Source organism: Microbacterium sp. JZ37 (assembly GCF_035188445.1).
Taxonomy (GTDB): Bacteria; Actinomycetota; Actinomycetes; order Actinomycetales; family Microbacteriaceae; genus Microbacterium; species Microbacterium barkeri.
In genome coordinates this window covers 3161592-3186243 of the sequence record NZ_CP045253.1, presented here as the reverse complement: position 1 = coordinate 3186243, position 24652 = coordinate 3161592, and the positions used below count along the sequence as shown (strand labels likewise).

Sequence of the window (24652 nt, the reverse complement as noted above, 5' to 3'; positions counted from 1 at the left end):
CGCTACGCCCCGAGCAGCGCCCGGATCGGCTCGATCGTGAAGTACACGACGAAGAGCGCGCCGACGAGCCACATGAGCCAGTGCACGTCGCCGACCTTGCCGCGGGCGAGCTTCACGATGATGTAGGCGATGAAGCCCGCGCCGATGCCGTCGGCGATCGAGTACGTGAACGGCATGATGACGATCGTGAGGAAGGCCGGCAGGGCGACCTCGATGTTCTTCCAGTCGATGCCGGCGACCTGCGTGAGCATGAGGAAGCCGACGAGCACGAGCGCGGGGGCCGCGGCCTCGTAGGGCACGAGCGCGACGAGCGGCGCGAAGAGGGTCGAGAGCAGGAACGCGATGCCGGTGACGACCGACGCGAGGCCGGTCCGCGCGCCGTCGCCGACGCCCGCGGTCGACTCGACGAAGGCGGTGTTCGAGGACACCGAGCCCACGCCGCCCGCGACGGCGCCGAGCGAGTCGACGATGAGGATCTGCTTCGTGCGCGGCGGGTTCCCGTTCGCGTCGAGCAGCTTCGCCTCGGCGCCGATCGCGACCATCGTGCCCATGGTGTCGAAGAAGTCGGCGAGCAGCAGCGTGAAGACGAGCAGCACGAGGGTGACGATGCCGATGCTCTGCACCGAGCCGAGCAGGTTGAACTGCCCGATGAGGGAGAAGTCGGGCACGGCGATGACGCCCGAGAACGTCGGGGGCGAGTTGAAGCCGCCGGGGTTCTCGTCGCCGCGCGCGCCGATGTGGAGGGTGTTCTCGAGGAGGATCGCGAGCGCGGTCGCGACGAGGATCGAGATGAGGATGGCGCCCTTCACCCGGCGCGCGTGCAGGACGATCGCGAGGACGAGCCCCACGACGAAGACGAGGATCGGCCACGTGCCGAGGTTGCCGAGGGCGAGGATGGTCGCGCCGTCGCCGGTCACGAAGCCCGCGTTCGCGAGGCCGATGAGCGTGATGAACAGGCCGATGCCCGCCCCGATCGCGGTCTTCAGCGGCGTCGGGACGGCTCGGAAGACGGCCTCGCGGAACCCGGTGAGCACGAGGAGCAGGATGAGCAGGCCCTCGATTACGATGACGCCCATCGCGTCGGCCCAGGTCACGCCAGGGATCGCGGCGATCGAGTAGGTCACGACCGCGTTGAGGCCGAGGCCCGCCGCCATCGCGAGCGGGAAGTTCGCCACGACGCCCATGAGGATCGACATGATGCCGGCGATGAGAGCGGTCGCCGACGCGATCATGCTGAGGTTCGGAGCGTCGCCGCCGCCGAGGAACTCTCCCGTGCCGTCCGCCGACGTGCCGATGATGAGCGGGTTCAGCACCACGATGTACGACATCGCGAAGAAGGTGACGAGGCCGCCGCGGATCTCGGTGCCGACGGTCGAGCCGCGCTCGGTGATGCGGAAGAAGCGGTCGAGGGCGCCGCGGGGCGCAGGGGTGCTCATCATAGGGTCATCGTTCCATCGGGGTGAGGGGTGGAGCCGCACGGGTCACGGGTTCAGGATGGCAGTTGCGGGCTGCGCGCGCATCGACCCGCCTGTCTTCGACAGGCGTAGTCTAGATGTCAGGGTTCATGCAAAGGCATGGATCTTCGCGCAGGAGATCGAAGGGAACATTATGTCATTCGACGGAAGGGTCGCCCTCGTCACGGGCGGCGGATCGGGCATCGGCGAGGCCATCGCGAAGGACCTGGCGGCCCACGGCGCGAAGGTCGTCGTGACCGACATCGACCTGGATGCCGCGCAGCGCGTGGCCGACGACATCGCCGCTGCCGGGGGCGAGGCCGCGGCGTTCCGCGCCGACACCTCGGTCGCCGAGGACAGCGAGAAGGCGGTCGCGTTCGCCAAGGAGACGTTCGGCCGCCTCAACTACGCGGTCAACAACGCCGGGATCGGCGGCCGCCAGGCGCCGACCGGCGAGATCGACGTGGACGACTGGAACCGCGTCATCGGCATCAACCTCGACGGCGTGCTCTACGGCATGCGGCACCAGATCCCCGCGATGCTCGAGGCCGGAGCCGGCGAGAGCGCGATCGTGAACATGGCGTCGATCCACGGGATGGTCGCCGCGCTCGGCAACTCCGCGTACACGGCCTCGAAGCACGCGGTCGTCGGCCTCACGAAGAACGCCGCCGCCGAGTACGGCGCGCAGGGGCTGCGCATCAACGCGGTCGGGCCCGGCTACATCGACACCCCGCTCCTGCAGAAGCTGCCCGCCGAGGCGCTCGAGGCGCTCAAGGCCAAGCACCCGCTCGGGCGGCTGGGCCGGGCAGAGGAGGTCGCGAAGGTCGTCCGGTTCCTCCTCTCCGACGACGCGTCGTTCGTGACCGGCGGCTACTACCTCATCGACGGCGGCTACACCGCCGTCTGACCCTCCTGCAGCAGCCGCCACACGCGCTCGCGGGTGAACGGCTGATGGAAGGGGCGCCGGCCGATGGCGCGCGCGATCGCGTTGCCGATGGCCGGCGCCACGGGGTTGTAGGGGGACTCGCTCATCGACTTGGCCCCGAACGGGCCGAGCGCGTCGGCGGTGTCGGCGAAGAGCACCTCGGTGTCGGGGATGTCGGCCGACTGCGGAACCCGATACGTGCGGAACATCGGATTCCGCACGACCCCGTCCTCGACGAGCACCTCCTCGTAGAGTGCCCCGCCGATGCCCTGGGCGACGCCTCCCTCGACCTGGCCGCGGCACTGCGCGGGGTTCATGACGAAGCCCGCGTCGGCCGCGTGGACCGACTTCAGGATGCGGACGACGCCGGTCTCCGGGTCGACGGCGACGCGGACGGCGTGCACGTCGAACGCGAGGGAGCGGCGGTCGCCGTGCTCCTCGCCGGCCGCGGTGATCCCGCCGGGCCCCGCGAGCTCCGCGAAGGGGATGACGCCCGCCGGGGTCGCGACGCCCTCGGCCGTGGGCGCGCACTCCGCCGGGGAGACGCCCGTGCGCGCGGCAGCGAGCCCGACCATCCGCTCGCGCAGCGCGAGGCAGGCGGCGTGGAGCGCCTTGCCGGCGACGGTCGTGCCGGCCGACGCGAACGCGCCGGTGTCGTGCGGAACGAGCGCCGTGTCGGCGTGGGCGAGCCGGATCATGGAGAGCGGCACGCCGAGCGCGCTCGCCGCGATCTGCCGGTGGACGGTGGTCGTGCCGTTGCCGAACTCGGCCGTGCCCGTGCGCAGCTCGAAGACCCCGTCGGGCCGCAGCGATGCCGACGCGTGCGCCACGTGGCCGAAGGGCGCCATCGTCGCGATCATGGCGGCGGCCATCCCCTCGCCGACGAGCCAGCCGTCGGGCGCGGTCTCGCCGTCACCGCGCTGCATCGCCTCCTGGGCGAGGTCGAGGCACTGATCGAGCCCGTAGCTGCCCCACACGAGGTCGTCCTCGACGTGGCCGTCGGCCGCGAGGATCGGGTCGCCCTCGCGCACGGCGTTGCGGCGCCGGACCTCGAACGGATCGAGACCGAGCCGCTCGGCGAGCATGTCCATGGCCGACTCGATGCCGAGCATGACCTGCCCGAGGCCGTATCCGCGGAAGGCCCCCGACGGCGGGTTGTTCGTGTAGACGACCTCGGCGTCGAGCCGGAGCACGGGCGTGCGGTAGATCGTGACCGACTCGGCGACGCCGTGGAAGAGCACGCCGAGCGCGTGGTTGCCGTACGCGCCGGTGTCGCTCAGCACGTCGAGGCGCATCGCCGTGAGCCGGCCGTCGGCATCCGCGCCCAGCTCGACGCTCACGCGCATCGGATGCCGCACGGGCGCGCGGAGGAACTCGTCCGCGCGGGAGAACTCGTACGCGACGGGGCGCCCCGTGCGCAGCACGGCGAGCGCGACGAGGTCCTCCGCGAGGAGCTCCTGCTTGCCGCCGAAGCCGCCGCCGACGCGGGGCGCGAAGACGCGGACGCGCTCGCGCGGCAGCTCGAGGATGCGCGCGAGCTCGTCGCGGGTGAGGAACGGGACCTGCGTCGACGAGCGGATGGTCAGGACGTCGCCCTCGAGCCATCCGACCGCGCCGTGCGTCTCGAGCTGCGCGTGCGACGTGCGCGACGTCTGCCAGGTGCCCGCGACGGTGACGGCGCTCGCCGCGAGCGCGGCGTCGATGTCGCCGCCCCGCCCCGTGTGGACGGCGCCGACGACGTTGCGCGCGGCATCCGCGACGCGGTCGTCGGGCGTGCGGTCGGGATGGACGGCCGGAGCACCCGGCGTGCGCGCGGCCTCGGGGTCGAAGACGGCGGGGAGCGGCTCGTAGGCGACCGCGATGAGGCCGCAGGCGCGCTCGGCCGCCGCCGCGGTCTCGGCGACGACGGCCGCGACGCGCTGGCCGATGTGCCGCACGACGTCGTCGAGCATGCGCGTGTCGTCGGGGTCGTCGGTGCGGTGCTCGTGGCGCCCCGTCGAGTAGCGGATGCCGGGCACGTCGCGGTGCGTGAAGACCGCCACGACGCCCGGCACCGCCTCGGCTGCGGTCGTGTCGATGGACGTGATGCGGGCGTGCGCGTGGGGCGACGACAGGACGCGCAGGATGAGCGCCCCGTCCGGCACCTCGTCGAACGTGTACGACTCGCGCCCCTGCACGATGCGGCGGGCGGCCTCCGGCACGACGGACCGGCCGACGCCGCCGGCCTCCTCCTGGGACGAGCCGGACCTGGTCTCACGCACGGCCGTGAGCGTCGACGCGATCGCCTCGCGGATCGGGCGGTATCCCGTGCAGCGGCAGAGGTTGCCCTTGAGGCGCCGGTCGAGGTCCCGCTCGTCGCCCGGCTGCAGGCACGACGCGGTCACGCTCATCCCCGGCGTGCAGAACCCGCACTGGAACCCGAACCCGGTCGCGAGCGCCTCCTGCACGGGGTGGAGCTCGTCGCCCGGAGCGAGCCCGGCCGCCGTCGTGACCGCGACGCCCTCGGCGCGCACGGCGGGGATGAGGCACGAGTGGACAGGGACGCCGTCGACGAGCACGCCGCACGCGCCGCAGTCGCCCGCATCGCAGCCCTTCTTCACCTCGGTGTGCCCGTGCTCGCGCAGGAGCGTGCGCAGGCACTGACCGGGGCGCGGATCGGCGTCGACGGGGGAGCCGTTGACCGTGAACCTCATTCCGCGTCTCCTTCCGCGAGGGCCGCGCGGCAGCGCTCCGCGAGGACGACCGAGACGCCGCGGCGCCAGTCGGCGGCGCCCAGGGGGTCGGTGTACCAGCCCTGGGCCCCGGCCACCGCGGCCCTCAGGTCGGCCGCGCTCGGGAGGGATGGCCAGCGCAGCACGACGGGGCGCGCGACGCTCGCCGTGATGCCGAACACCGCGGCTCCGCCCTCGTCCACCCGGCCGATCACGACGGCGCCCGAGCGTCCGAGCTCGGCGAGCGCGATCCGACGCAGCGCGGCCCGCGACCGCAGGGCCCGCGCGGGGATGTCGATGGCGCGGATGATCTCTCCCGCACTGAGCGAGCTGAGGCCGTTCCCTGCCGGGATCTCGGCCACGGGCATCCGGCGCTCGCCTCCGTCGGGGGTCCAGATGAGCGCCTCGGCGTCGAGGGCCGTGCCGAGCGCGACCATGGCCGCCGCGGCGTAGGACTGGGCGATGTTGCCGCCGACCGTCGCGGTGTTCCAGATCTTGAAGGAGGCGAGGAGAGCGTGCGCGGCGTCGGCGAAGAGCGGCACGGCCGTCCAGGTCGGATCGGGGCGCAGCGCGTCGCGGCCCTCGGCGAACGCGACGAGGCGCGCGATGGGGCAGGTCGCGCCGATGCGCAGGCCATCGGCCGACGGCTCGAGGTCGGGCCAGCCGAGTGTCGTGAGGTCGACGAGCCCCGTGATGAGCGGGCTCGGCGCGCTGAAGAGCAGCGTGCCGCCCGCGAGCGGCACCTCGCCCGGCGCGAGGGCGAGGTCGGCGCGCGAGCGTGCGCGCCGGTAGGTCTCGACGGCGTTCAGATCCATGACGCCCGCTCCGCCAGCGCGCGCGATGCGGCGGTCGCCCGCTCGGCGATCCGCCCCTCGTCGGAGGAGACGAGCACGTCGTCCGCCACGACCGTGCGCCCGCCGACGAGAAGCCGCCGCAGCGGCGGCAGGGCGCCCAGGCCGAGCGCCGCGACCGGGTCGAGGATGCCGGCGTGCTCGACGCCCCCGATCCACCACACGGCGACGTCCGCGAGCAGTCCGGGCTCGAGCGCCCCGATCGCGTCCTCGCGCCCGAGGACGCGCGCGCCGCCGGCCGTCGCCATCCGAAGGGCGTCCCGCACGCTCATCCCGTCAGCGCCCGAGCGGAGCCGGCCCATGAGCACGGCCTCGCGGATCTCGACCCCGAGCTGCCCCGACTCGTTGGACGCCGCCCCGTCGACGCCGAGCCCGACGGGCACGCCCGCGTCGAGCATCGTGCGCACGGGCGCGATCCCGGCCGCCAGCCGCCCGTTCGACGACGGGCAGTGGGCGACCCCCGTGCCGGTGGCCGCGTACCGCGCGACGGCGGCGTCGTCGAGGTGCACGGCGTGCGCTATCCAGACGTCGTCACCCAGCCAGCCGAGGCCCTCGAGATACGCCGTCGGCGACATCCCGAAGCGCTCCGCGCAGAACGCGTCCTCCTCGGCGGTCTCGGAGGCGTGCGTGTGGAGGCGGACGCCCAGGGTGCGAGCCAGGGCCGCCGATTCGCGCAGCAGGTCGCCGGTGACCGAGAACGGCGAGCACGGCGCGATCGCGATGTGCACGCGCGAGTCCGGGCTCGGGTCGTGCCAGCGCTCGACCGCCTCCTGCGATGCGCGGAGGGCGGCGTCCGTCTCCTCGACGGCGGCGTCCGGCGGCAGCCCGCCCTGCGAGGCGCCGAGGTCCATCGACCCGCGGGTCGCGTGCAGCCGCACGCCGATCTCGTCGGCGGTCGCGACGAGCGCGCCGACGATGTCGCCGGAGCCCTGCGGGAAGACGTAGTGGTGGTCGGCGACGGTCGTGCAGCCCGAGCGGGCGAGCACGGCCATCGCGCCGGCGGCGCCCTCGCCCGTGAGGTCGGCGTCGATGTGCGACCACAGGGGGTAGAGCGCCGTCAGCCAGTCGAAGAGGATGGCGTCCTGCGCGCGCCCTCGGGTGAGCCACTGGAAGAGGTGGTTGTGGGTGTTCACGAGGCCCGGGGTGACCAGGCAGTTCGTCGCGTCGACGACCTCGGCGCCCGCGCGCAGCTCGGCCGGAGCGGCCCCCGCTCCCACCGCGGCGATGCGCCCGCCCTCGATGACCACGTGACCCGTGCGGTGCTCGGTCCCGTGCTGGTCGACCGTGACGACGTAGCCGCCCTCGATGATCGTGCGGGCGGGTGCGATGGTGCTCATGACGCTCCTGGGGTCTGTGACGGACGTCGCAGTCCCCGCCCTGACGTGCGCGGAGTCATGGTGATAGGACACGCTCACGCCGATCCTAGGAACCCCGTGTCACGGCGGTGTTACGCGGAGGAGCCGCGCACGCGGCCTCGGCCGCCGGGCGGTCGCGGTGCAGCGGCCCGGTCCGCTCGCGCAGCGGCGCGCCGGTTCCCCCATGCCGGGCGGCGAGGATCTCCGCGAGGATCGCGACCGCCGTCTCCTCGGGCGCCGAGCCGCCCAGGTCGAGCCCGAGCGGGGCGTGCAGCCGCGCGAGGTCGGCGTCGGAGACGCCCTCCGCCCGCAGGAGCTCGGCGCGCCGCGCGACGGTCGCGCGGGCGCCGAGCGCGCCGACGAACCCGATCGGCAGGGCGAGGGCCTGGCGGATGGCCGGCACGTCGAGCCGCGCGTCGTGGGTGAGCACGCACACGGCCGTGCGCGCGTCGACTGCGCTCTCCGGAAGGCGCGCGAGGTGCTCGTGCGGGAGGGCGACCACGAGGTCGTCGGCATCGGGGAACCGCTCGCGCGTGACGAGCAGCTCCCATGGATCGACGACGGTCACCGCGAAGCCCGCCGCCGCGCCGACACGGCAGAGCGCCGCGGCGTGCTCGGTCGCGCCGGCGAGGATGAGGCGCGGTCGCGGGGCGCTCGAGACCGCCAGCACCGCCGGACGGCCGACGACCCGCGTCTCGGCGAGGAGCGCCGCGGCGTCGAACGCGGCCGACGACGCGGGGCCGAGGTCGCGCGAGGCCACGATCCGACCGCGGTCCGCGCCCTCCAGGACGATCCCGGCGGTCGCCGCGCGGCCATCCGCCGCCCGCTCGAGCGCCCGCATCGCGACGGGGTCGGCGGCGCGGACCTCGTAGGCGATGACGTCGACCTGGCCGCCGCACGCGAGGCCCGCCGCGTGCGCCGTCCGGTCGTCGAAGCCGAAGGTCGCGGTGCGGGCGACGCCGTCGGCCAGCACGGCGTGCGCGAGGACGACCGCGTCGCCCTCGACGCATCCGCCCGAGATCGAGCCCACGACCTCGCCCTCATTCGTCACGGCCATCGACGCGCCGAGACCCCGGGGCGCGCTGCGCGCGACGCGGGTCACGGTGATCACCGCGGCGCGTCGGCCGCGCGCGAGCCGATCGAGGAGAGCCGAGGCGAGTTCGAGCATGCTCCACGCTATCCCTCCCCATGTTTCACGGAGAAGACAGGAGCGCTGTGAGATCGGCGCGCTACGGTCGGAGGATGGCGGCGATCTGCGGGATCGTGCTGGCGGCCGGCGCCGGCACGCGCTTCGGCGGGCCCAAGGCGCTCGCGCGCACGGCGGATGGCACGCCCTGGCTCGCCCGCGTCGTCGCGGCGCTCGAGGAGGGCGGCTGCGATCGCGTCGTCGTCGCCCTGGGAGCGCGGGCCGCAGCGGCGCGCTCACTCGTGCCGGACCGCGCCGACATCGTCGTGGCATCCGACTGGCAGGACGGCATGTCCGCCACCCTGCGCTCCGCGCTCGCCGCGTCTGCGGGCGCGGACGCGGTCGTCGTCGCGACCGTCGACGTCCCCGAGCTGCCGAGCACGGCCGTCCGGCGCGTGCTCGCGGCCGCGGGCGATCCGCCGACCGCCCTCGCGCAGGCCGTCTACCGGGGCCGGCCCGGCCATCCGGCCGTCATCGGCTCCGCGCACGTCGACGCGCTGACGGCCTCGCTGTCGGGCGACCGGGGAGCGCGCCCCTACCTCGTCGCGAACCGCGTGCGCGAGGTCGAGTGCGGCGCCCTGTGGTCGGGCGAGGATATCGACACGCGCTGAGGGAGGCGAGAGACGCCGAAGCGGCCGGATCCATCGGGATCCGGCCGCTTCGGGTGCGCGGCGTCAGCTGCGGCGCGTGCGGGCGCGGGCGACGAGCGCCGTTCCGAGCGCGATGAGCGCGAGCGCGGCGGCCACGAGCGTCGCGGCCATCGTGATGCCGGTCGGCTCGAGCTCCCGCTGCTCGTCAGCGGTCGGCTCCTCGGGTGCGTCCTCGGGCGCCGTGTCCTCGGGGGCAGCCTCGGGCGTCGACTCGGCCGGCGGAACCGGCTGCTCCGACTCCGGGGCCTCCGACTCGGGCGACTGCTCCGGGGCGGGGGACTGCGGTGCCGGCGTCTCGTCGGGGCGCGGAGCCTCGGGCGGGGGCGACCCCTCGGGCTTCGGCGTCTCCTCGGGCTCGGGGGTGCCCGCGGGCGCCTCCGGCTCGGGCGTCTCCTCGGAGTCCGGTCCGCCCGGGCCCTCGCCGAAGTCCGGCGTCTCCTCCGGCCGGGGCGTCTCGCCCGGCTGCTCGGACCCGGGCGTCTCACCCGGACCGGGCGTCTCGCCCGGACCAGGCGTCTCGCCCGGCTCGTCGGTCGCCTCGATGAGGGTGAAGGTGCGCACGGCCGAGACCTCGACGGCGCCGTGCGGGTCGCGCGTCTCCACGAACCAGCCGTGGTCGCCGAGCACCTCGAGCGGCCACTTGACCGCAGCCACGGTGCCGCTCTCGACGCCGGCGAGGGCGTCGATCTCGTTCGCGGTGAGGATCTCCGCCGTGAACGCGGAGGTCGCGAGCGTCTTGTCGCTCGGCGCGATCCCGAGATCCGCGTAGGGCACCTCGAAGTCCTGGTGCAGGTAGGGGTCCTCGGCGGGCCCCAGCAGACTCGGCTCGTCGGAGTTGTAGCGCTGGAGCGACGGCGAGAACGTGCGCACGGCCATCCGCTGCCCGACGTTGTCGAACTGCAGCAGGCGCAGGAAGCCCTGACCGCCCTCGGGCAGGCCCTGGTAGTCGAACAGCATCGCGTGGACCTTGCGGTCGGCGACGCCGTCGCCGTCGTCGTCGAACTCGTCCACGCGCGTGAACGCGTCGTGGTAGTGCCCCGAGAAGACGAGTCGCACGTTGGGGTTGGTCGCGACGACCTCGTCCATGATCTGCTGCGGCACGGGTCCGAGTCCGCCCGTCGTGAGCATGAACTCGTGCAGGTTGATGATCGCGATGCGCTCGGGGTGCTGCGCGAGCACCTCGTTCATCCAGTCGATCGCGCTCTGCTGGGGGTCCCACCCCATGTAGAGCATGATGAAGTCGATCCCGCCCGCGGTGATGAGGTCGTAGTGACCGCGGTTGTCCTCGAAGCTCTCGCCGTACCAGGGCCGGTCGGCATAGCGGGCCTCGCCGAAGTACCGCGAGAAGTTCGCGTAGTCGCTCACGCCGTGCCCGACGTCGTGGTTGCCCGCGAGCACGCCATAGGGCAGACCGGCGTCATCGAGCCGCGCGTACTGCGGGGAGGCGTTCAGCCACTGGTACTCCTGGTCGTAGTCGTCCACGACGTCGCCCGTGTGGATGAGGTACTGGATGTTCTGCGCCTCGCGCTGGCCCAGCACGTAGTCGTGGATCGCCGCCTGGTGCTGGGTGAACTCCTCGTTGTAGTACTGCGTGTCCGACTCCCACGCGATCGTGAAGTCGTACTCCGAGCGGGGCGTGTCGTCGGGGTGCGCGGGGGCGACCTCCGAGTCGCGCGTCGAGAGGTTCGCGCCGGCGAATCCCTCGGAGTGCTGCACGAGCGCCGTGATCACGCCGTCGTGCGCCGCGTCGGCCACGGGGATGGAGCCGGTGAGCGTGAACTCCTCGCCCTCCGACGCCGTGAGGTGACGCGAGATCTCGATCCATGAGGCGCCGTCGGCCGCGAGCGCGTACAGGATGACCTGCGCGTGCGCGTCGGCCGAGCCCGACCAGGTGAGGCGCGCGGTCGCGCCCTCGCCCGCGTCGTCGGGGACGGCGACGTCGAACGTGTAGTACGGCAGCGCGTCGGTCGACGTCACGGGGGCGAGCCCCGTGGTCGTCGGCAGGTCCGCTGCGGCCGCTGCGGCACCGGCGGATGGCGCGGGCTCGGCCGACGGCTCGAGGTCGCGCTCGAGGGCCGACGCGTCGTGCGTCGTGCCGCTCGCCGCGGTCACCTCCTCATCGCCCAGCTCGAAGCGGTGCCCCTCGCGGAACGACACGTCGAGCGGGTCGCCCGTGGGGTCGGTGACCGTCGCCTGCAGGATGACGTCGCCGGCCTCGACCTCGGCGCCCTCATCGGGGGCGAAGCCGTCGGCGCCCGGCTGCTCCTCGGGCACCGTGAAGGTCGTCGTGGACTCGCCCACGTTGCCGACATGGTCGGTCGCCGTGACGGCGAGCACGTGCTCCCCGGCTGCGAGCTCGACGGAGGAGGTCCGCGTGCCGAGCTCGACCGGCTCGCCGTCGAGGGTCGCGACGACCTCCGCGACGCCCGAGCCCGCGCCATCCGCCACCTCGGCGTCCAGGACGATCTCGCCCTGGTACACGCGCCCGTCCTCGATCGCGGGTGCGATCTCGGGGGCCGTGTTGTCGACCGTGACCTGCGCGGTCGCGGCGTGCGTGCCGTCGGTCGCGCTCACCTCATGGGCGCCGTCGGCGGTCGCCGTCGTGTCCCAGTCGTGCGCGACCGCCGTGAACGCGTCGTTGGGGATCGCGAAGACCGACGCGAACATGTCGTTCTTGCCCGCGCTGTCGCCCATCTGGATGATCCGCGTCGGGTCGTCGTAGCCCTCGGGGCGCAGCGTGCGCCCATCCGGCAGGACGAGCCGCATGCCCGAGATGACGAAGTCGTCGTTGTTCTCGAACTCGTCGATCCACGGGCCGGCCTTCGTGCCCGCCCAGATGTCGACCGAGAGCGGCGCACCCTGCGCGATGTGCTCGAGCGGCACGGGGACGGCGATCGTCTCGGTGCGCTCGTACGTGCCCTCGTCGAAGATGTGCAGGATCTCCTCGCCGATCCGCACGCCGTTGCGGAAGTAGAAGTCGGTCTGCGACGTCTCGAACACGAACTGCGGCTCGTGCTCGAGCGACGCGCGCGTCGGCACCGACGCGCCGTCGATCGCGAGGTCGAGCGCGGGCGGGAAGTCCTCTCCCGCCGCCGACACGGTCGTCGTGCCGCCCACGAACTGCCCGTCCGACACATTGAGGCGGACGGGATCGGTCGACGCGCCCGCGACCGGGACGCGTCGCGTCTCCGTGCGGATCTCGTTGACGCCGTCGGTCGCGACGACGGTGTACTCGTACCAGCTCTTGCCCATGAGGTCGGCGGCGCCGACGGTGTGCCGGTAGGTCGCCTCGTCGTCTGCGGCGTGGACGAGGTTGACGACGCGCGACTCCGGGTCGACGTCGTTGCGGATCTCGAGCGAGACCGTGCGCACGCGCACGTCGTCGGTCACGGAGAGATCGACCGTGAAGCCGGCGGCCGGGTCGATCTCGGCGACCGTGCGGTCGGCGAGAGACGGCGCGACCGCGTCGTCGGCCACGACCGCGAGGCCGGACGGCACCTGATCGACCTGGACGCGACCCGGCGACGCCGCGCGCGCATCGACGATCGACTGCAGGGCGAGGTCGTCCGAGGAGGTGTAGCGGATGCCGCGATCGGCGTCGACGTCGTCGGCTCCCGCCATGTTGTAGTAGACGCGGTTGATGCTGAAGCCCGTGTTCGTGCGGATGTCGAGACCGCGCGCCGAGCCGTTGGCCATGCCCGCCGACGCGATCTCGACGAGACTCTCGCCGGCGACGAGGTCGGTGCCGAACTTCGCGTTGAAGTCGGCGGCGCCGAGACCCGCGTTGCCGGCGTTCTTGATCCAGAGGACGAGCGTCTCGCCGCCCGGGATCACGACGTCGCGCGGCGACGACGGCCACAGCGCCTCGTTGGTGTTCGTCTCGTAGTCCTGCGGGTACAGGTAGGTGATCGCGTAGTCCGCGAAGTCGATCGGAGCGCTCGTGGCGTTGTAGACCTCGATGAACTCGTAGCCGTCGGCGCCGCCGACGTTCTCCGAATCCGGGAGCACCTCCGTGATCTGCAGCGGCGCGGCGACGACCGACGGGTCCGGCTCGAGCACGCCGATGTCGGCCGGATCGCCCGGCGTCGGCTCAGGCGTCGCGGTCGGCTCGGGGGTCTCGGTGGGCTCGGGCTCGGGCGTCGTGGGCGTGAGCTGCGCGGGCGAGACCGCGCCGGGGGTCATCGCCGTGCGGGTCGCCACGACCGGGGCGGGCTCGCCCACGGCGGATGGCACCGAGAAGTCGACGCCGAGATCGGTCGCCATCGAATCGGTCGGGTAGAACGACCACGAGAGGATGCCGTGGGCGTCGCTCACGCGGATGCCGCGCCCGCCGCCGTTGGCCATCCCCGGCTGTCCGGTCACGCGGAGCACCTGCGTGCCCTCGGGCGTGCCGGTGGCCGCGCGGAACTCGTCCGCCGTGCGCGCGAAGGAGTCGAGCGTGCCGTCGCTGTTCGCGTAGCTCACCCACAGCACGACCGACCCGCCGGGGGCGATCGTCGCGTCGCCGTCCACCGTGAGCGCGATATCGCGCGCCGTGTCGGCCGAGTCGACGTAGGTGTATGCGAAGGAGAGGCTCGAGAGCGGCACGGGCGCATCGGTCGGGTTGGTGACCTCGATGTACTCGAACTCGTCGGCTCCCGCGGGATTCGCGAGGATCTCCGACACGAACACGGGCGGCGTGGCACCTCCTTCCGCCGCGGTCGCCGAGACGGGGACGAGGGCAGCGCAGCCCGCGAGGATCACGGCGGTCGTCGCGAAGGCGAGCGACCGCGTGAGCCCCGGGCGCGCCGAACGATGTTCGGGCATGAGGGTGCTTCCGGGAGAGATGCGGGAGAGGGGCCGTCGAGACGGCGATGACCCGCACGCTAGCGATCCCGGTCAACCGCGCGGTGACGCCCGCTGTCCGAACGGTGAACGACAGGTGTCGAAAGAGGGGCCGCACCGAGGGGGGCGTCCGCGATCAGGTCCGGATGACGACGTTCTCGGGCTCCTCGCCCCGCGCCATCCGCTCGGCCTGCCGCGCGATCAGGCGCGCGATCCGCGGGCGCATCGCGCCGCTGTTGCCGCCGACATGCGGGGAGATGAAGACGCCGTCGAGCGACCAGAGCGGATGGCCCTCCGGCAGGGGCTCGGGGTCGAACACGTCGCTCGCCACGCGGATGCGCCCGCGGCGGACGTGCTCGACGAGCGCGTCGGTGTCGACGGTCGGCCCGCGGCCGACGTTCACGAGGAGCGCGTGCTCGGGGAGTCGCCCGAGGACAGCGGCGTCGATGAGGTGGCGCGTCTCCTCTCCGCCCGGGAGCGCGTTGACGAGGATCTCCGCGCCGGGAAGCAGCTCGTCGAGCTCGTCGAGGGCGTGGACGTGCAGCCCGTCCTCGTCGCGCGCGCGGGAGGCGACCGGCACGAGGTCGACCTCGAAGGCCGCGAGGCGACGGGCGATCGCCTTGCCGACGCCGCCGAAGCCGAGCAGCACGACCCGCCGATCGGCGAGCCCGGGCATCCGGAAGCTGTGCCACTCGCCGCGCTCCTGGCTGTGCACCATCCGGTCGAGACCGCGCTGCGCGAGGATCATGAGCCCGACCGCGAGCTCGGCGGTCGCGGTCTCGTGGACGCTCGCCGCGTTCGCGTAGACGATCCCCGGAGGCAGGCGCTCCTCGACGCCGTCGAAGCCGATGGCCTGCGCCTGCACGAGACGGCACTCGAGCTCGGGCAGCCGCGCGAGCATTCGACCCTGGCGCATGTACGGCGGCACGACGATGTCGATGCGGTCGCGCGGCGGCGCATCCTGCCCGTCCCACAGGACGACGTCGATGTCGAGCGCGGGGTCGAGCAGCGCCGTCACGTCGGCGACGAGCTCGTCGGTGGGAACGGAGAGCGTCAGTGCAGTCACGCTTCGAGGCTACCGGCGCGGGCACGCCGAAGCCCCGGGGAGTGCCCCGGGGCTTCGGACGGCGGGCTACGCGGTCTGCGCGACGACGGCGGCGATGGCCGACTCGAAGAACCGCAGCCCGTCGATGCCCGAGCGCATGGCGGCGGGGATGCCGGGGCCGAAGCCGGGCTCCACCGCGTGCTCGGGGTGGGGCATGAGGCCGACGACGTTGCCGCGCTCGTTCGTGAGGCCGGCGATGTCGTCGAGCGAGCCGTTGGGGTTCACACCGAGGTAGCGGAACGCGACCTGGCCCTCGCCCTCGATGCGCTTGAGCGTCTCGTCGTCGGCGATGTAGCCGCCGTCGGCGTTCTTGAGCGGGATGACGATCTCCTCGCCCTGCTCGAACGCGTTCGTCCAGGCGGTCGACGCGTTCTCGACGCGGAGGCGCTGGTCGCGGCGGATGAACTGCTGGTGCGCGTTGCGGATGAGCCCGCCGGGAAGGAGGTGCGCCTCGACGAGCATCTGGAAGCCGTTGCAGATGCCGAGCACCGGCATGCCCTTCGCCGCGGCGTCCGCGACCTCGGCCATGATCGGCGCATGCGCGGCGATGGCGCCCGCGCGCAGGTAGTCGCCGTACGAGAACCCGCCGGGGAGGATGACGGCGTCGACGCCCTCGAGATCGTGCGAGCCGTGCCAGAGCGCGACCGGCTCGGCGCCCGCGATCCGCACCGCGCGCTGGGCGTCGCGGTCGTCGAGGGAGCCGGGGAAGGTGATGACCCCGATGCGGGCGGTCACTCGACCACCTCGATGTTCACGACATCCTCGATGACGGCGTTCGAGAGGATCTCGTCGGCGACCGTCTTGGCCTCGGCGAGCACCTCGTCGGTGACCTCGCCCTCGACCGTGAGCTCGATGCGCTTGCCGATGCGGACGTTCTGGAAGGCGCCGTGGCCCAGACGGGCGAGCGACCCGGTGACGGCCTTGCCCTGCGGGTCCAGCAGCTCGGCCTTGGGCATGACGTCGACGACGATGGTGGGCATGAGATGAGCTCCGGATGTCGCGGGCGGGGAATCGGGACCATTCTAGTCGCCGAGACCCGCGCCATCCGCCGCGCTGCCGTGGGACGCTGGTCGCGGTGCTCGGCTCAGCGCCCCACGGCGTAGCCCTGGGCGCCGCGCGGGTTCGCCGCGGCGCCGAGCAGCCCGGTCCGCGGGTCGCGCGTGACCGCGGAGAGGCGCCCGAGGGCCCATGCGCCGGCGCGCGTCACGGCGTGACCGCGGCGCTCGAGGCCCGCGATGACGTCGTCGCCGAGTCGGTCCTCGACGGCCGCGCCACCGGGCGTGCCCGTCCGCGGCCAGAACGAGCCGGGGAAGGCCGTCGTGTGGAAGGCCGGCGCGTCGATCGCCTGCTGCGGCGACCATCCGCCCACGAGCACCCGGAGCAGGAAGAGCAGCTGCCACTGATCCTGCTGATCGCCCCCGGGGGAGCCGAGCGCCATGACCGGCTCGTCTCCCTCGAGCACGAGGGTCGGTGTGAGCGTCGTGCGCGGTCGCGCGCCGGGGCGCAGCGCCGACGGCGACGTCTCATCGAGCCAGGTCATCTGCAGGCGCGTGCCGAGGCAGAAGCCGAGGCCGGGAAGGGTCGGCGACGACTGCAGCCAGCCGCCCGACGGCGTCGCCGAGATGATGTTGCCCCACCGGTCGACGACGTCGACGTGGCACGTGTCGCCGCGGGCGACCCCGCGGGCGTCGGTCTCGAGTCCGCTCTCGGAGGGCCGGGCTCCCGGGACGGTCGGCTCGCCGACGCCCGCTGCGAGCTCGGCCCCGTCGCGGTGCAGCGGGCGGATGGTCGGCGCCGGGCGGCCGGGCAGGCGTCCGGGGCGCGGGGCGAGCGCCGCCCGATCGCCGATCAGGGCCCGCCGTTCCGCGGCATATGCGTCGGAGAGCATGTACGCGAGGTCGTCCGAGGAGAGCTGCTCGCCGTACCAGGCCTCGCGGTCGGCGAAGGCGAGCCCCAGCGCCTCGAGGATCGTGTGCGCTCCGAGCTCGGTCGACGGGTCGAGTCGGTCGTCGTCGAACCCCTCGAGGATCTTCAGGGCCTGCAGCAGGACGGGGCCCTGCCCCCATGGCCCGGTCTTCGCGATGGTCCGCCCGCGGAACGTCGCGGTCGTCGGATGCTCCCAGCTCGCCGAGAACGCCTCGACATCCGCGCGAGAGAGCACGCCGGCGTGATCGCGGCCGTCGGAGTGGCGGTGCGGTGTGCGAGCGAGCTCCTCCGCGGCGCGGCCGAGGATCTCGCGCCACCGCACCCGCGCGGCGTCGATCCGCGCGACGCGGGTCCCCGCGACGGCCGCGGCGTGGGTCGCGACCTCCTCGAGCACCGCGGCGTACTCGGGGTTCGTCACGATCTCGCCCGGGCGCGGGATGCGGCCGCCGGGCATCCACCGCTCCGCCGAGGTCGGCCAGTGGTCCCGGAAGAGCGCCGACACGCCCTCGATCGTCGTCACCACGTTGCGGAGGACGGGATGGCCCTCCCTGGCGTACCCGATCGCGTAGGCGAGAGCATCCGCCGGCTCCCATGTGCCGTGGTCGCGCAGGAGGAGGAGCCACGCGTCGACGGCACCCGGGACGGCCGCCGCGAGCGCGCCCGCGCCCGGGACGAGGTCGAGGCCCTCCGACCGGAAGTGCGCGACCGAGGCGGCCGCGGGCGCCGGGCCCTGCCCGACGAGCACGCGGGGAGGGGTGCCGGCAGGTCGGATGATCGCGGTCAGGTCGCCGCCGGGTCCGTTGAGGTGCGGTTCGACGACGTGGAGCGTGAAGGCCGCGGCGACCGCGGCGTCGAAGGCGTTGCCGCCGCGCTCGAGCACCGACTGGGCGACGCCGGTGGCGGTCCAGTGCGTCGAGGCGGCCATGCCGAACGTGCCGGTCAGGTCTGGTCGCGTCGTGAACGCAGCAGGTGTCGAGAACGCCATGTCCTCCACCCTCGCATCGAAATTTCGACCAGCGCCGTCGAAATATCGACTTGACGGATGTGAGAGCGCTCCCATAGAGTCCGTGAGCATGTCGTGGGAGCGCTCTCACGGCAGGTCCCACACCCACCACAAAGGAGTGACAGTGAACACTCGTGCCTTCCGCCGCGGAGCCGCCGCGGTCAGCGCCCTCGCCATCGGCGGTCTCGCCCTCGCGGGCTGCTCCGGCTCGTCGCAGGGCGCCGACGCCGCCGATCCCGACGCTCCCGTCGAGATCTCGATCTCGACCTTCAACGACTTCGGCTACACCGACGAGCTCCTCCAGGAGTACATGGACGAGCACCCGAACGTCACGATCGTCCACAACAAGGCGGCGACGTCGAACGACGCCCGCGCCAACTTCTTCCAGAAGCTCGGGAACACGGGCCTCGCCGACATCGAGGCGGTCGAGGTCGACTGGTTCGCCGAGATGATGGAGTACGCCGACCTGCTCGCGCCGGTGCCCGAGGACCTCAAGGGCCGCTGGCTCGACTGGAAGGAGGCCGCGGCGACCGACGCCGACGGCAACCTCGTCGCGTACGGCACCGACATCGGCCCGCAGGCGGTCTGCTACCGGTCCGACCTCTTCGAGGCAGCGGGCCTGCCGACCGATCGGGCCGAGGTCGCGGGCCTCTTCACGACCTGGGACGACTTCTTCGCCGTGGGCCAGGAGTACGTCGACAAGACGGGCAAGCCGTTCATCGACTCCGCGAACTCGGTGCTGCAGGGCCTCATGAACCAGATCGAGGTCACCTACGAGGAGGCCGACGGCACCGTCGTCGCCACTGAGAACCCCGACGTCCAGGAGGCGTACGAGACGGTCGTCGAGAAGGCCGTGCCGATCTCGGCCTACGCGGGCCAGTGGAGCGAGGACTGGTACGCGTCGATGGCCAACGGCGAGTTCGCCGCGATGCTCTGCCCGGGCTGGATGCACGGCATCATCTCGGGTGAGGCGCCCGACATCGAGGGCTGGGACATCGCCGACGTCTTCCCGGGCGGCGGCGGCAACTGGGGCGGTTCGTACCTCGTGATCCCGGCGAACGGCGAGAACGTCGCGGCCGCGCAGGAGCTGGCCGACTGGCTGACGTCGCCCGAGACGCAGGTCAAGGCGTTCGTGAACGCCGGCACGTTCCCGAGCCAGCCCGAGGCGTACGAGGACGCCGAGCTCACCGGCTTCTCGAACCCGTACTTCAACGACGCGCCGACCGGCGAGATCGGCATCGCTCGCGCCGAGGCCGTCGAGGTCTCGCCCGTGAAGGGGCCGAAGTACTTCCAGTTCCACGACGCGCTGCAGAACGCGGTCACCCGTGTGTTCGACGGCATCGAGGACGCCGACACGAGCTGGGACACGTGGGTCGAGGAGGTCTCGGCGTTCTGACGCCCCTCCGTCTCCCCGACGCGGGCGGCCGGCTCCGGCCATCCGCCCGCGTCGGGGGCAGGCGACCGCCAGCCCCGATCATCCGCCCGCTCCTTCCGAGGGAACCTCCGTGACCGTCACCGCCACTCGCCCGACGCGCGCCGACGCGCCGCCGCCGGATCGGCCCATCCGCGTGCTGTCCTTCTCCCAGCGCCTCAGCCGCTGGGACCTCAAGCTCTCGCCGTACCTCTACATCTCGCCGTTCTTCGTGCTGTTCGCGATCGTCGGCCTCTTCCCGATCATCTACACGGGCGTCATCTCGTTCATGGACTGGGACCAGGTGCGCCGATCGGGCGAGTTCATCGGCTTCGACCAGTACGCGTGGATCCTCACGCAGCCGAAGTTCTGGACGGCGCTCGGCAACACCTTCAGCATCTTCCTGCTCTCGAGCGTGCCGCAGCTCATCCTCGCGATGTTCATCGCGGCGATGCTCGACCGCCACATCCGCGCGCGGACGTTCTGGCGGATGAGCGCCCTCCTGCCCTATGTCGTCGCGCCCGTCGCGGTGGGCCTCATCTTCAACGCGCTCTTCGCGGACAAGTCCGGAGCGATCAACGGCTTCCTGTCGCTCGTGGGGATCGGGGCGATCCCGTGGCACGTCGAGCCGTTCTGGAGCCACGTCGCGATCGCCACGATGGTGAACTACCGCTGGACGGGGTACAACGCGCTCATCCTGCTCGCGGCGATGCAGGCCATCCCGCGCGACTACTACGAGGCAGCGACGGTCGACGGGGCGAACGCGTTCCGGCAGTTCTGGAGCATCACGCTCCCGTCGCTCAAGCCGACGCTCATCTTCGTGATCATCACCTCGACGATCGGCGGCCTGCAGATCTTCGACGAGCCGCGGATGTTCGACCAGTTCGGGCGCGGAGGCTCGGCCCAGCAGTGGCTCACGATCACGCTGTACCTCTACGACATCGGGTGGGGCGAGTGGAACTTCGGGCGCGCAGCTGCGATGGCCTGGATCCTCTTCCTCATCATCCTGGCCATCGGCCTCATCAACCTGCTCATCACCCGGTCGCTCGTGCGCGACGAGGGGACGCGCGGGCGGCAGCTGTCGCGACGCGAGCGTCGAGCCCTGAAGCGAGCGGAGGCCCGCCGATGACCGCCACGTCCGCACTCGTCCTCAAGGAGGCACCGCGCCGGTCCCGCACGGTGCGCATCCGCGGCGCCCGGCCGGGCTTCTGGGTCTACGCCGGACTCGCCGTGGTCCTCGTCGCGAGCCTCTTCCCGCTGTACTTCTCGTTCCTCATCGGATCGGGCGACTCCACGACGCTCCGCGACCCCGCGCGGTCGTGGATTCCCGGGGGCAACTTCATCGCCAACGCGCTGAGCGTGATGAACGATCCCGCCGTGAACTTCTGGCTCGCGCTGTGGAACTCGCTCTGGAGCTCGACGGTCATCGCCGTGAGCGTCGTCGTGTTCTCGACGCTCGCCGGGTGGGCGTTCGCGAAGCTGCGCTTCCGCGGCGGCAAGGTGCTCCTGTCGTTCGTCGTCGCGACGATGGCGGTGCCGCAGCAGCTGGGCGTCGTGCCGCTCTACATCCTCTTCAGCGAGATCGGATGGACGGGGCAGATCGGCGCGATCGTCGTGCCCGCTCTGACGAGCGCCTTCGGCGTGTTCTGGATGACGCAGTACCTCCAGCAGGCAGTGCCCGACGAGCTCATCGAGGCCGCTCGGATGGACGGCGCCTCGATGATCCGCACCTTCTGGACGGTCGGGGTGACGGCCGCGCGGCCTGCCGCCGCGATGCTGTTCCTCTTCACGTTCGTCACGGCGTGGAACAACTTCTTCTGGCCGTTCATCGTGCTCGACCGGCAGAACCCGACGCTGCCCGTGGCGCTCTCCCTGCTGCAGTCGAACTACTTCGTCGACTACTCGATCGTGCTCGCGGGGGTCGTGCTGGCGACGCTTCCGCTGCTGCTGCTGTTCGCGGTGGCCGGCAAGCAGCTCGTCAGCGGCATCATGGCCGGCGCGGTGAAGGGATGATGTCCTTCATGACCCGAACCTTTCCGGACCACTTCCTCTTCGGCGCGGCCACGGCGGCCTATCAGATCGAGGGCGCGGCGTTCGAGGACGGACGCACCGCATCGATCTGGGACGCGTTCGCACGCGTGCCGGGAGCCGTGATCGACGCCGACAACGGCGACGTCGCGTGCGACCACTACCACCGCTACCGCGATGACGTCGCGCTCATGAAGGACCTGGGCCTGCAGGCCTACCGGTTCTCGACGTCGTGGTCGCGCGTGCGCCCCGACGGCGGGGCGCCCAACGCCCGCGGCATCGACTTCTACAGCCGCCTCGTCGACGAGCTGCTCGAGGCCGGCATTCTGCCGTGGCTCACGCTCTACCACTGGGACATGCCGCAGGCGCTCGAGGAGAAGGGCGGATGGACCGCCCGCGACACCGTCGACCGCTTCGTCGAGTACGCGATCACGATGCACGAGGCGCTCGGCGACCGGGTCACGCACTGGACGACCTTCAACGAGCCGTGGTGCTCGTCGTTCCTGTCGTACACGGCCGGCGCTCACGCCCCCGGCCGGCAGAGCGTCCGCGACGGCCTGCTCGCGTCGCACCACCTCCTGCTCTCGCACGGGCGCGCCGTGCAGGAGCTGCGGGATCGCGGTGCGCAGGAGCTCGGCATCACGCTCAACCTCACGAACGCCGAGCCGGTGGACCCCTCGGATCCGGCCGACCTCGACGCCGCGCGGCGCATCGACGGCCAGTTCAACCGGTGGTTCCTCGAGCCCGTCTTCCACGCGACCTATCCCGGCGACATCGTCGAGGACATCCGCGCGGTCGACGCGGCCGCGGTCGGCGAGTTCCAGGCGGCCGTGCGCGACGGCGACCTGGCGACGATCTCGACGCCCCTCGAGTTCCTCGGGGTGAACTACTACCACGGGGAGTACGTGTCGGGGCGGCCGTCGTCGACGCCCGTTCCGGGCGGCGACGCACCCACCGACCGGCACATCGAGCCCGCCTTCCCGTCGCACGAGGGGATCCACTGGCACGAGCGCGGGTACGAGCGGACGAACATGGGCTGGGAGATCGACCCGGCCGGGCTCACACGGCTCCTGCAGCGCGTCTCGGACGAGTACGCGAGCGCGGCCGGCGTGCCCCTCTACGTCACCGAGAACGGCGCGGCGGGCGACGACGCCATCGCGGATGGCCGCGTCGACGACGCGCAGCGCGTCGCGTTCGTGCGCGACCACGTCGAGGCGGTGGGCGCGGCGCTCGACGAGGGCGTGGATGTGCGCGGCTACTTCTACTGGTCGCTCATGGACAACTACGAGTGGGCGTGGGGCTACGCGAAGCGCTTCGGCATCGTGCACGTCGACTACGAGACGCAGCAGCGCACGGTGAAGGCATCCGGCCGCGCCTACGCGCGCATCATCGCCGATCGCGCGGTCTGACCCGCGCCCGGAGGCGCCGTGCTGCGGAGCGCGGCGCCTCCCGAGGGGTGCCCGGATGGCGGGGGTGCGCGGCGGGGCCCGGTCGCGAGAAGATGTCCTGAAGACAGAAGGAGCCTCCCGATGAGCGCGGATGCCGACGCGGGGCGCGTCCCGGCGACGCTGGAGCAGGTCGCCGCGCGCGCGGGGGTGTCGCGCTCGACCGTCTCGCGCGTCGTCAACGGCGGGGAGCGGGTGAGCCCCGAGGCGCTGGAGGCCGTGCGCCGCGCGATCGCCGAGCTCAACTACGTGCCGAATCGCGCGGCGCGCTCGCTCGCGAGCCGGCTGACGCATGTCATCGCGCTCGTCGTGCCCGAGGACACGACCCGCTTCTTCGGCGACCCGTTCTTCGCGGCGATCGTCACCGGGATCAGCAACCGCCTGTCGCGGTCGGATCACATGCTGAACCTCATCATCGCCTCGGACGACCCGGGCGACAAGGCGACGACGTTCCTCGCGGGCGGCAACGTCGACGGCGCGCTCGTGGTCTCGCACCACACGAGCGACACGTACATCGACCGGATCTCGGCCTCGGTCCCCGTCGTGTTCGGCGGGCGCCCCGCGCGCGAGCGCGTCGACGACTACTTCGTCGACGTCGACAACGTTGCGGGCGGCCGCGTGGCGACCGAGTACCTGCTGAGCCGAGGGCACCGCCGCATCGGCACGATCACCGGTCCGCCCGACATGCCGGCGGGCGTGGACCGGCTCACGGGCTTCCGCGATGCGCTCGCGGAGGCCGGGATCGAGGCGGGGCCGGTCGTCGACGGCGACTTCACCTCGGTCGGCGGCGCGGCCGCGATGCGCCGCATCATCGAGAGCGTCGACCGGGGCGAGGCCGAGTGGCCCGACGCCCTCTTCGTCGCGAGCGACCTCATGGCGCGCGGTGCGCTCGAGGTGCTCGCCACGGCGGGCAGGCGCGTCCCCGACGACATCGCGATCATCGGGTTCGACGACTCGCCCGTCGCGACGAGCGTCGCCCCCGCGCTCACGACCATCCGCCAGCCGTCGCTCGAGCAGGGCGAGGCGATGGCCGACATCCTCCTGGCGCGGCTCGCCGGGCAGTCGCCGCCGCGCGTGACCATCCTGCCCGCCGACCTCGTCGTACGCGACAGCGCGTAGGGCTGTCGGATGTCGGCGGTGCGCGGGATGCTGTCGACATGGACATCGAGGTGCGCCCCGCGACCGTCTTCGACGACGTCAAGGTGCTGCTGGGCCCGAAGCACCCCGATGCGAGCGTGTGCTGGTGCCTGAGCCACCGCCTGCCCTCGAAGGTCAACAGCGCGCTGCACGGCCCCGAGCGCGGCGCCTTCGTGGCCGAGATGTGCGCATCCGATCTGCCGCCGGGCGTCGTCGCGTATGACGGCGGCGAACCGGTCGGATGGGCGGGGGTCGCTCCCCGCGCGCACACGCAGTTCGCGCGGAGCACGAGGATCCCGCACGTCGACGGCCCCGAGCCGTGGTCCATCTGGTGCCTGCGGGTGCGCCCGGGGCACCGCGGTCGCGGCATCCTGCCGCCGCTGCTCGACGGCGCCGTCGCGTTCGCGATCGAACGCGGCGCCGCGGCGATCGAGGGGTATCCCGTCGACAACGGCGACCGGAAGGTCGATCTGACGATGGCCTTCGTCGGCTTCCGGTCGCTCTTCGAGCGGGCCGGCTTCCGCAAGGTCGCCGACACCGACTCCGTGTCGGGCGGCATCCCGCGCGTGCTCATGCGGCTCGAGGTCGCCGGCTCGCCCTCGACGGAGGCGGAGGGTGCTCGCTAGCGTGAGAGCGTGCCC

Annotated in this window: 18 protein-coding genes; 8 read left to right on the top strand and 10 right to left on the bottom strand. The window is 72.6% G+C overall.

The window, feature by feature from the left end:
- Window positions 1–2: 2 nt before the first annotated feature.
- Complete coding sequence (locus GC092_RS14725; protein ID WP_374727779.1) at window positions 3–1436, bottom strand: NCS2 family permease; 1434 nt, start codon at window positions 1434–1436, stop codon at window positions 3–5.
- Between the two features lie 172 nt (window positions 1437–1608).
- Here GC092_RS14725 and GC092_RS14720 point away from each other — a divergent pair, with 172 nt between their 5' ends.
- Window positions 1609–2361, top strand: coding sequence for an SDR family NAD(P)-dependent oxidoreductase (locus GC092_RS14720; protein ID WP_374727761.1), 753 nt, complete (start codon window positions 1609–1611; stop codon window positions 2359–2361).
- Here GC092_RS14720 and GC092_RS14715 read toward each other — a convergent pair.
- The 4 genes from GC092_RS14715 to GC092_RS14700 form a co-directional block, all read right to left on the bottom strand.
- Window positions 2346–5072, bottom strand: coding sequence for a molybdopterin-dependent oxidoreductase (locus tag GC092_RS14715; RefSeq protein ID WP_324012908.1), 2727 nt, complete (start codon window positions 5070–5072; stop codon window positions 2346–2348). The genes GC092_RS14720 and GC092_RS14715 overlap by 16 nt on opposite strands.
- Entirely contained in the window at window positions 5069–5905 is an 837-nt protein-coding gene (locus GC092_RS14710) for an FAD binding domain-containing protein (RefSeq protein WP_324012907.1), read from the bottom strand. Before GC092_RS14710 ends, GC092_RS14715 begins: the two co-directional genes overlap by 4 nt.
- A complete protein-coding gene (locus GC092_RS14705) occupies window positions 5896–7278 on the bottom strand; it encodes an 8-oxoguanine deaminase (protein ID WP_324012905.1) in 1383 nt (460 codons plus the stop codon). Before GC092_RS14705 ends, GC092_RS14710 begins: the two co-directional genes overlap by 10 nt.
- Window positions 7279–7363: 85 nt before the next feature.
- Window positions 7364–8464: an XdhC family protein gene (locus tag GC092_RS14700; protein ID WP_324012903.1), complete on the bottom strand. Its 1101-nt coding sequence runs from the start codon at window positions 8462–8464 to the stop codon at window positions 7364–7366.
- A 74-nt stretch (window positions 8465–8538) separates the two neighbouring features.
- Here GC092_RS14700 and GC092_RS14695 point away from each other — a divergent pair, with 74 nt between their 5' ends.
- Window positions 8539–9093 carry a nucleotidyltransferase family protein gene (locus tag GC092_RS14695; RefSeq protein ID WP_324012901.1) on the top strand — a complete coding sequence of 185 codons (555 nt, stop codon included), beginning with the start codon at window positions 8539–8541 and terminating at the stop codon, window positions 9091–9093.
- A gap of 63 nt (window positions 9094–9156) precedes the next feature.
- On the opposite strand, the gene GC092_RS14690 is transcribed toward GC092_RS14695, so the two are convergent.
- The 5 genes from GC092_RS14690 to GC092_RS14670 all read right to left on the bottom strand — a co-directional run bounded on the left by GC092_RS14690 (window position 9157) and on the right by GC092_RS14670 (window position 17972).
- Window positions 9157–13938 (bottom strand): lamin tail domain-containing metallophosphoesterase family protein, encoded by a 4782-nt coding sequence (locus GC092_RS14690; protein ID WP_324012899.1) that lies wholly within the window; start codon window positions 13936–13938, stop codon window positions 9157–9159.
- A 154-nt stretch (window positions 13939–14092) separates the two neighbouring features.
- Window positions 14093–15022 (bottom strand): 2-hydroxyacid dehydrogenase, encoded by a 930-nt coding sequence (locus GC092_RS14685; RefSeq protein ID WP_271173447.1) that lies wholly within the window; start codon window positions 15020–15022, stop codon window positions 14093–14095.
- Window positions 15023–15088: 66 nt separating this feature from the next.
- A complete protein-coding gene (purQ, locus tag GC092_RS14680; RefSeq protein WP_324012896.1) occupies window positions 15089–15796 on the bottom strand; it encodes a phosphoribosylformylglycinamidine synthase subunit PurQ in 708 nt (235 codons plus the stop codon).
- Window positions 15793–16041 (bottom strand): phosphoribosylformylglycinamidine synthase subunit PurS, encoded by a 249-nt coding sequence (gene purS, locus GC092_RS14675; RefSeq protein ID WP_282979291.1) that lies wholly within the window; start codon window positions 16039–16041, stop codon window positions 15793–15795. Before purS ends, purQ begins: the two co-directional genes overlap by 4 nt.
- Before the next feature lie 104 nt (window positions 16042–16145).
- Window positions 16146–17972, bottom strand: a complete 1827-nt coding sequence (locus GC092_RS14670) for a gamma-glutamyltransferase family protein (RefSeq protein ID WP_324012895.1) — start codon at window positions 17970–17972, stop codon at window positions 16146–16148.
- Window positions 17973–18114: 142 nt separating this feature from the next.
- Between GC092_RS14670 and GC092_RS14665 the strand changes: the two genes are divergently transcribed.
- The 6 genes from GC092_RS14665 to GC092_RS14640 all read left to right on the top strand — a co-directional run bounded on the left by GC092_RS14665 (window position 18115) and on the right by GC092_RS14640 (window position 24637).
- Entirely contained in the window at window positions 18115–19386 is a 1272-nt protein-coding gene (locus GC092_RS14665; protein WP_271173451.1) for an ABC transporter substrate-binding protein, read from the top strand.
- 109 nt (window positions 19387–19495) lie between these two features.
- A complete protein-coding gene (locus GC092_RS14660; RefSeq protein ID WP_324012892.1) occupies window positions 19496–20530 on the top strand; it encodes a carbohydrate ABC transporter permease in 1035 nt (344 codons plus the stop codon).
- On the top strand, window positions 20527–21414 hold the full coding sequence (locus GC092_RS14655) for a carbohydrate ABC transporter permease (RefSeq protein WP_271173453.1): 888 nt from the start codon (window positions 20527–20529) through the stop codon (window positions 21412–21414). The genes GC092_RS14660 and GC092_RS14655 overlap by 4 nt, the downstream gene beginning before the upstream one ends.
- Before the next feature lie 8 nt (window positions 21415–21422).
- On the top strand, window positions 21423–22838 hold the full coding sequence (locus GC092_RS14650) for a GH1 family beta-glucosidase (protein ID WP_324012891.1): 1416 nt from the start codon (window positions 21423–21425) through the stop codon (window positions 22836–22838).
- A 120-nt stretch (window positions 22839–22958) separates the two neighbouring features.
- Window positions 22959–23993 carry a LacI family DNA-binding transcriptional regulator gene (locus tag GC092_RS14645; RefSeq protein ID WP_271173455.1) on the top strand — a complete coding sequence of 345 codons (1035 nt, stop codon included), beginning with the start codon at window positions 22959–22961 and terminating at the stop codon, window positions 23991–23993.
- Window positions 23994–24031: 38 nt separating this feature from the next.
- Entirely contained in the window at window positions 24032–24637 is a 606-nt protein-coding gene (locus tag GC092_RS14640; protein ID WP_324012888.1) for a GNAT family N-acetyltransferase, read from the top strand.
- Window positions 24638–24652: the final 15 nt, after the last annotated feature.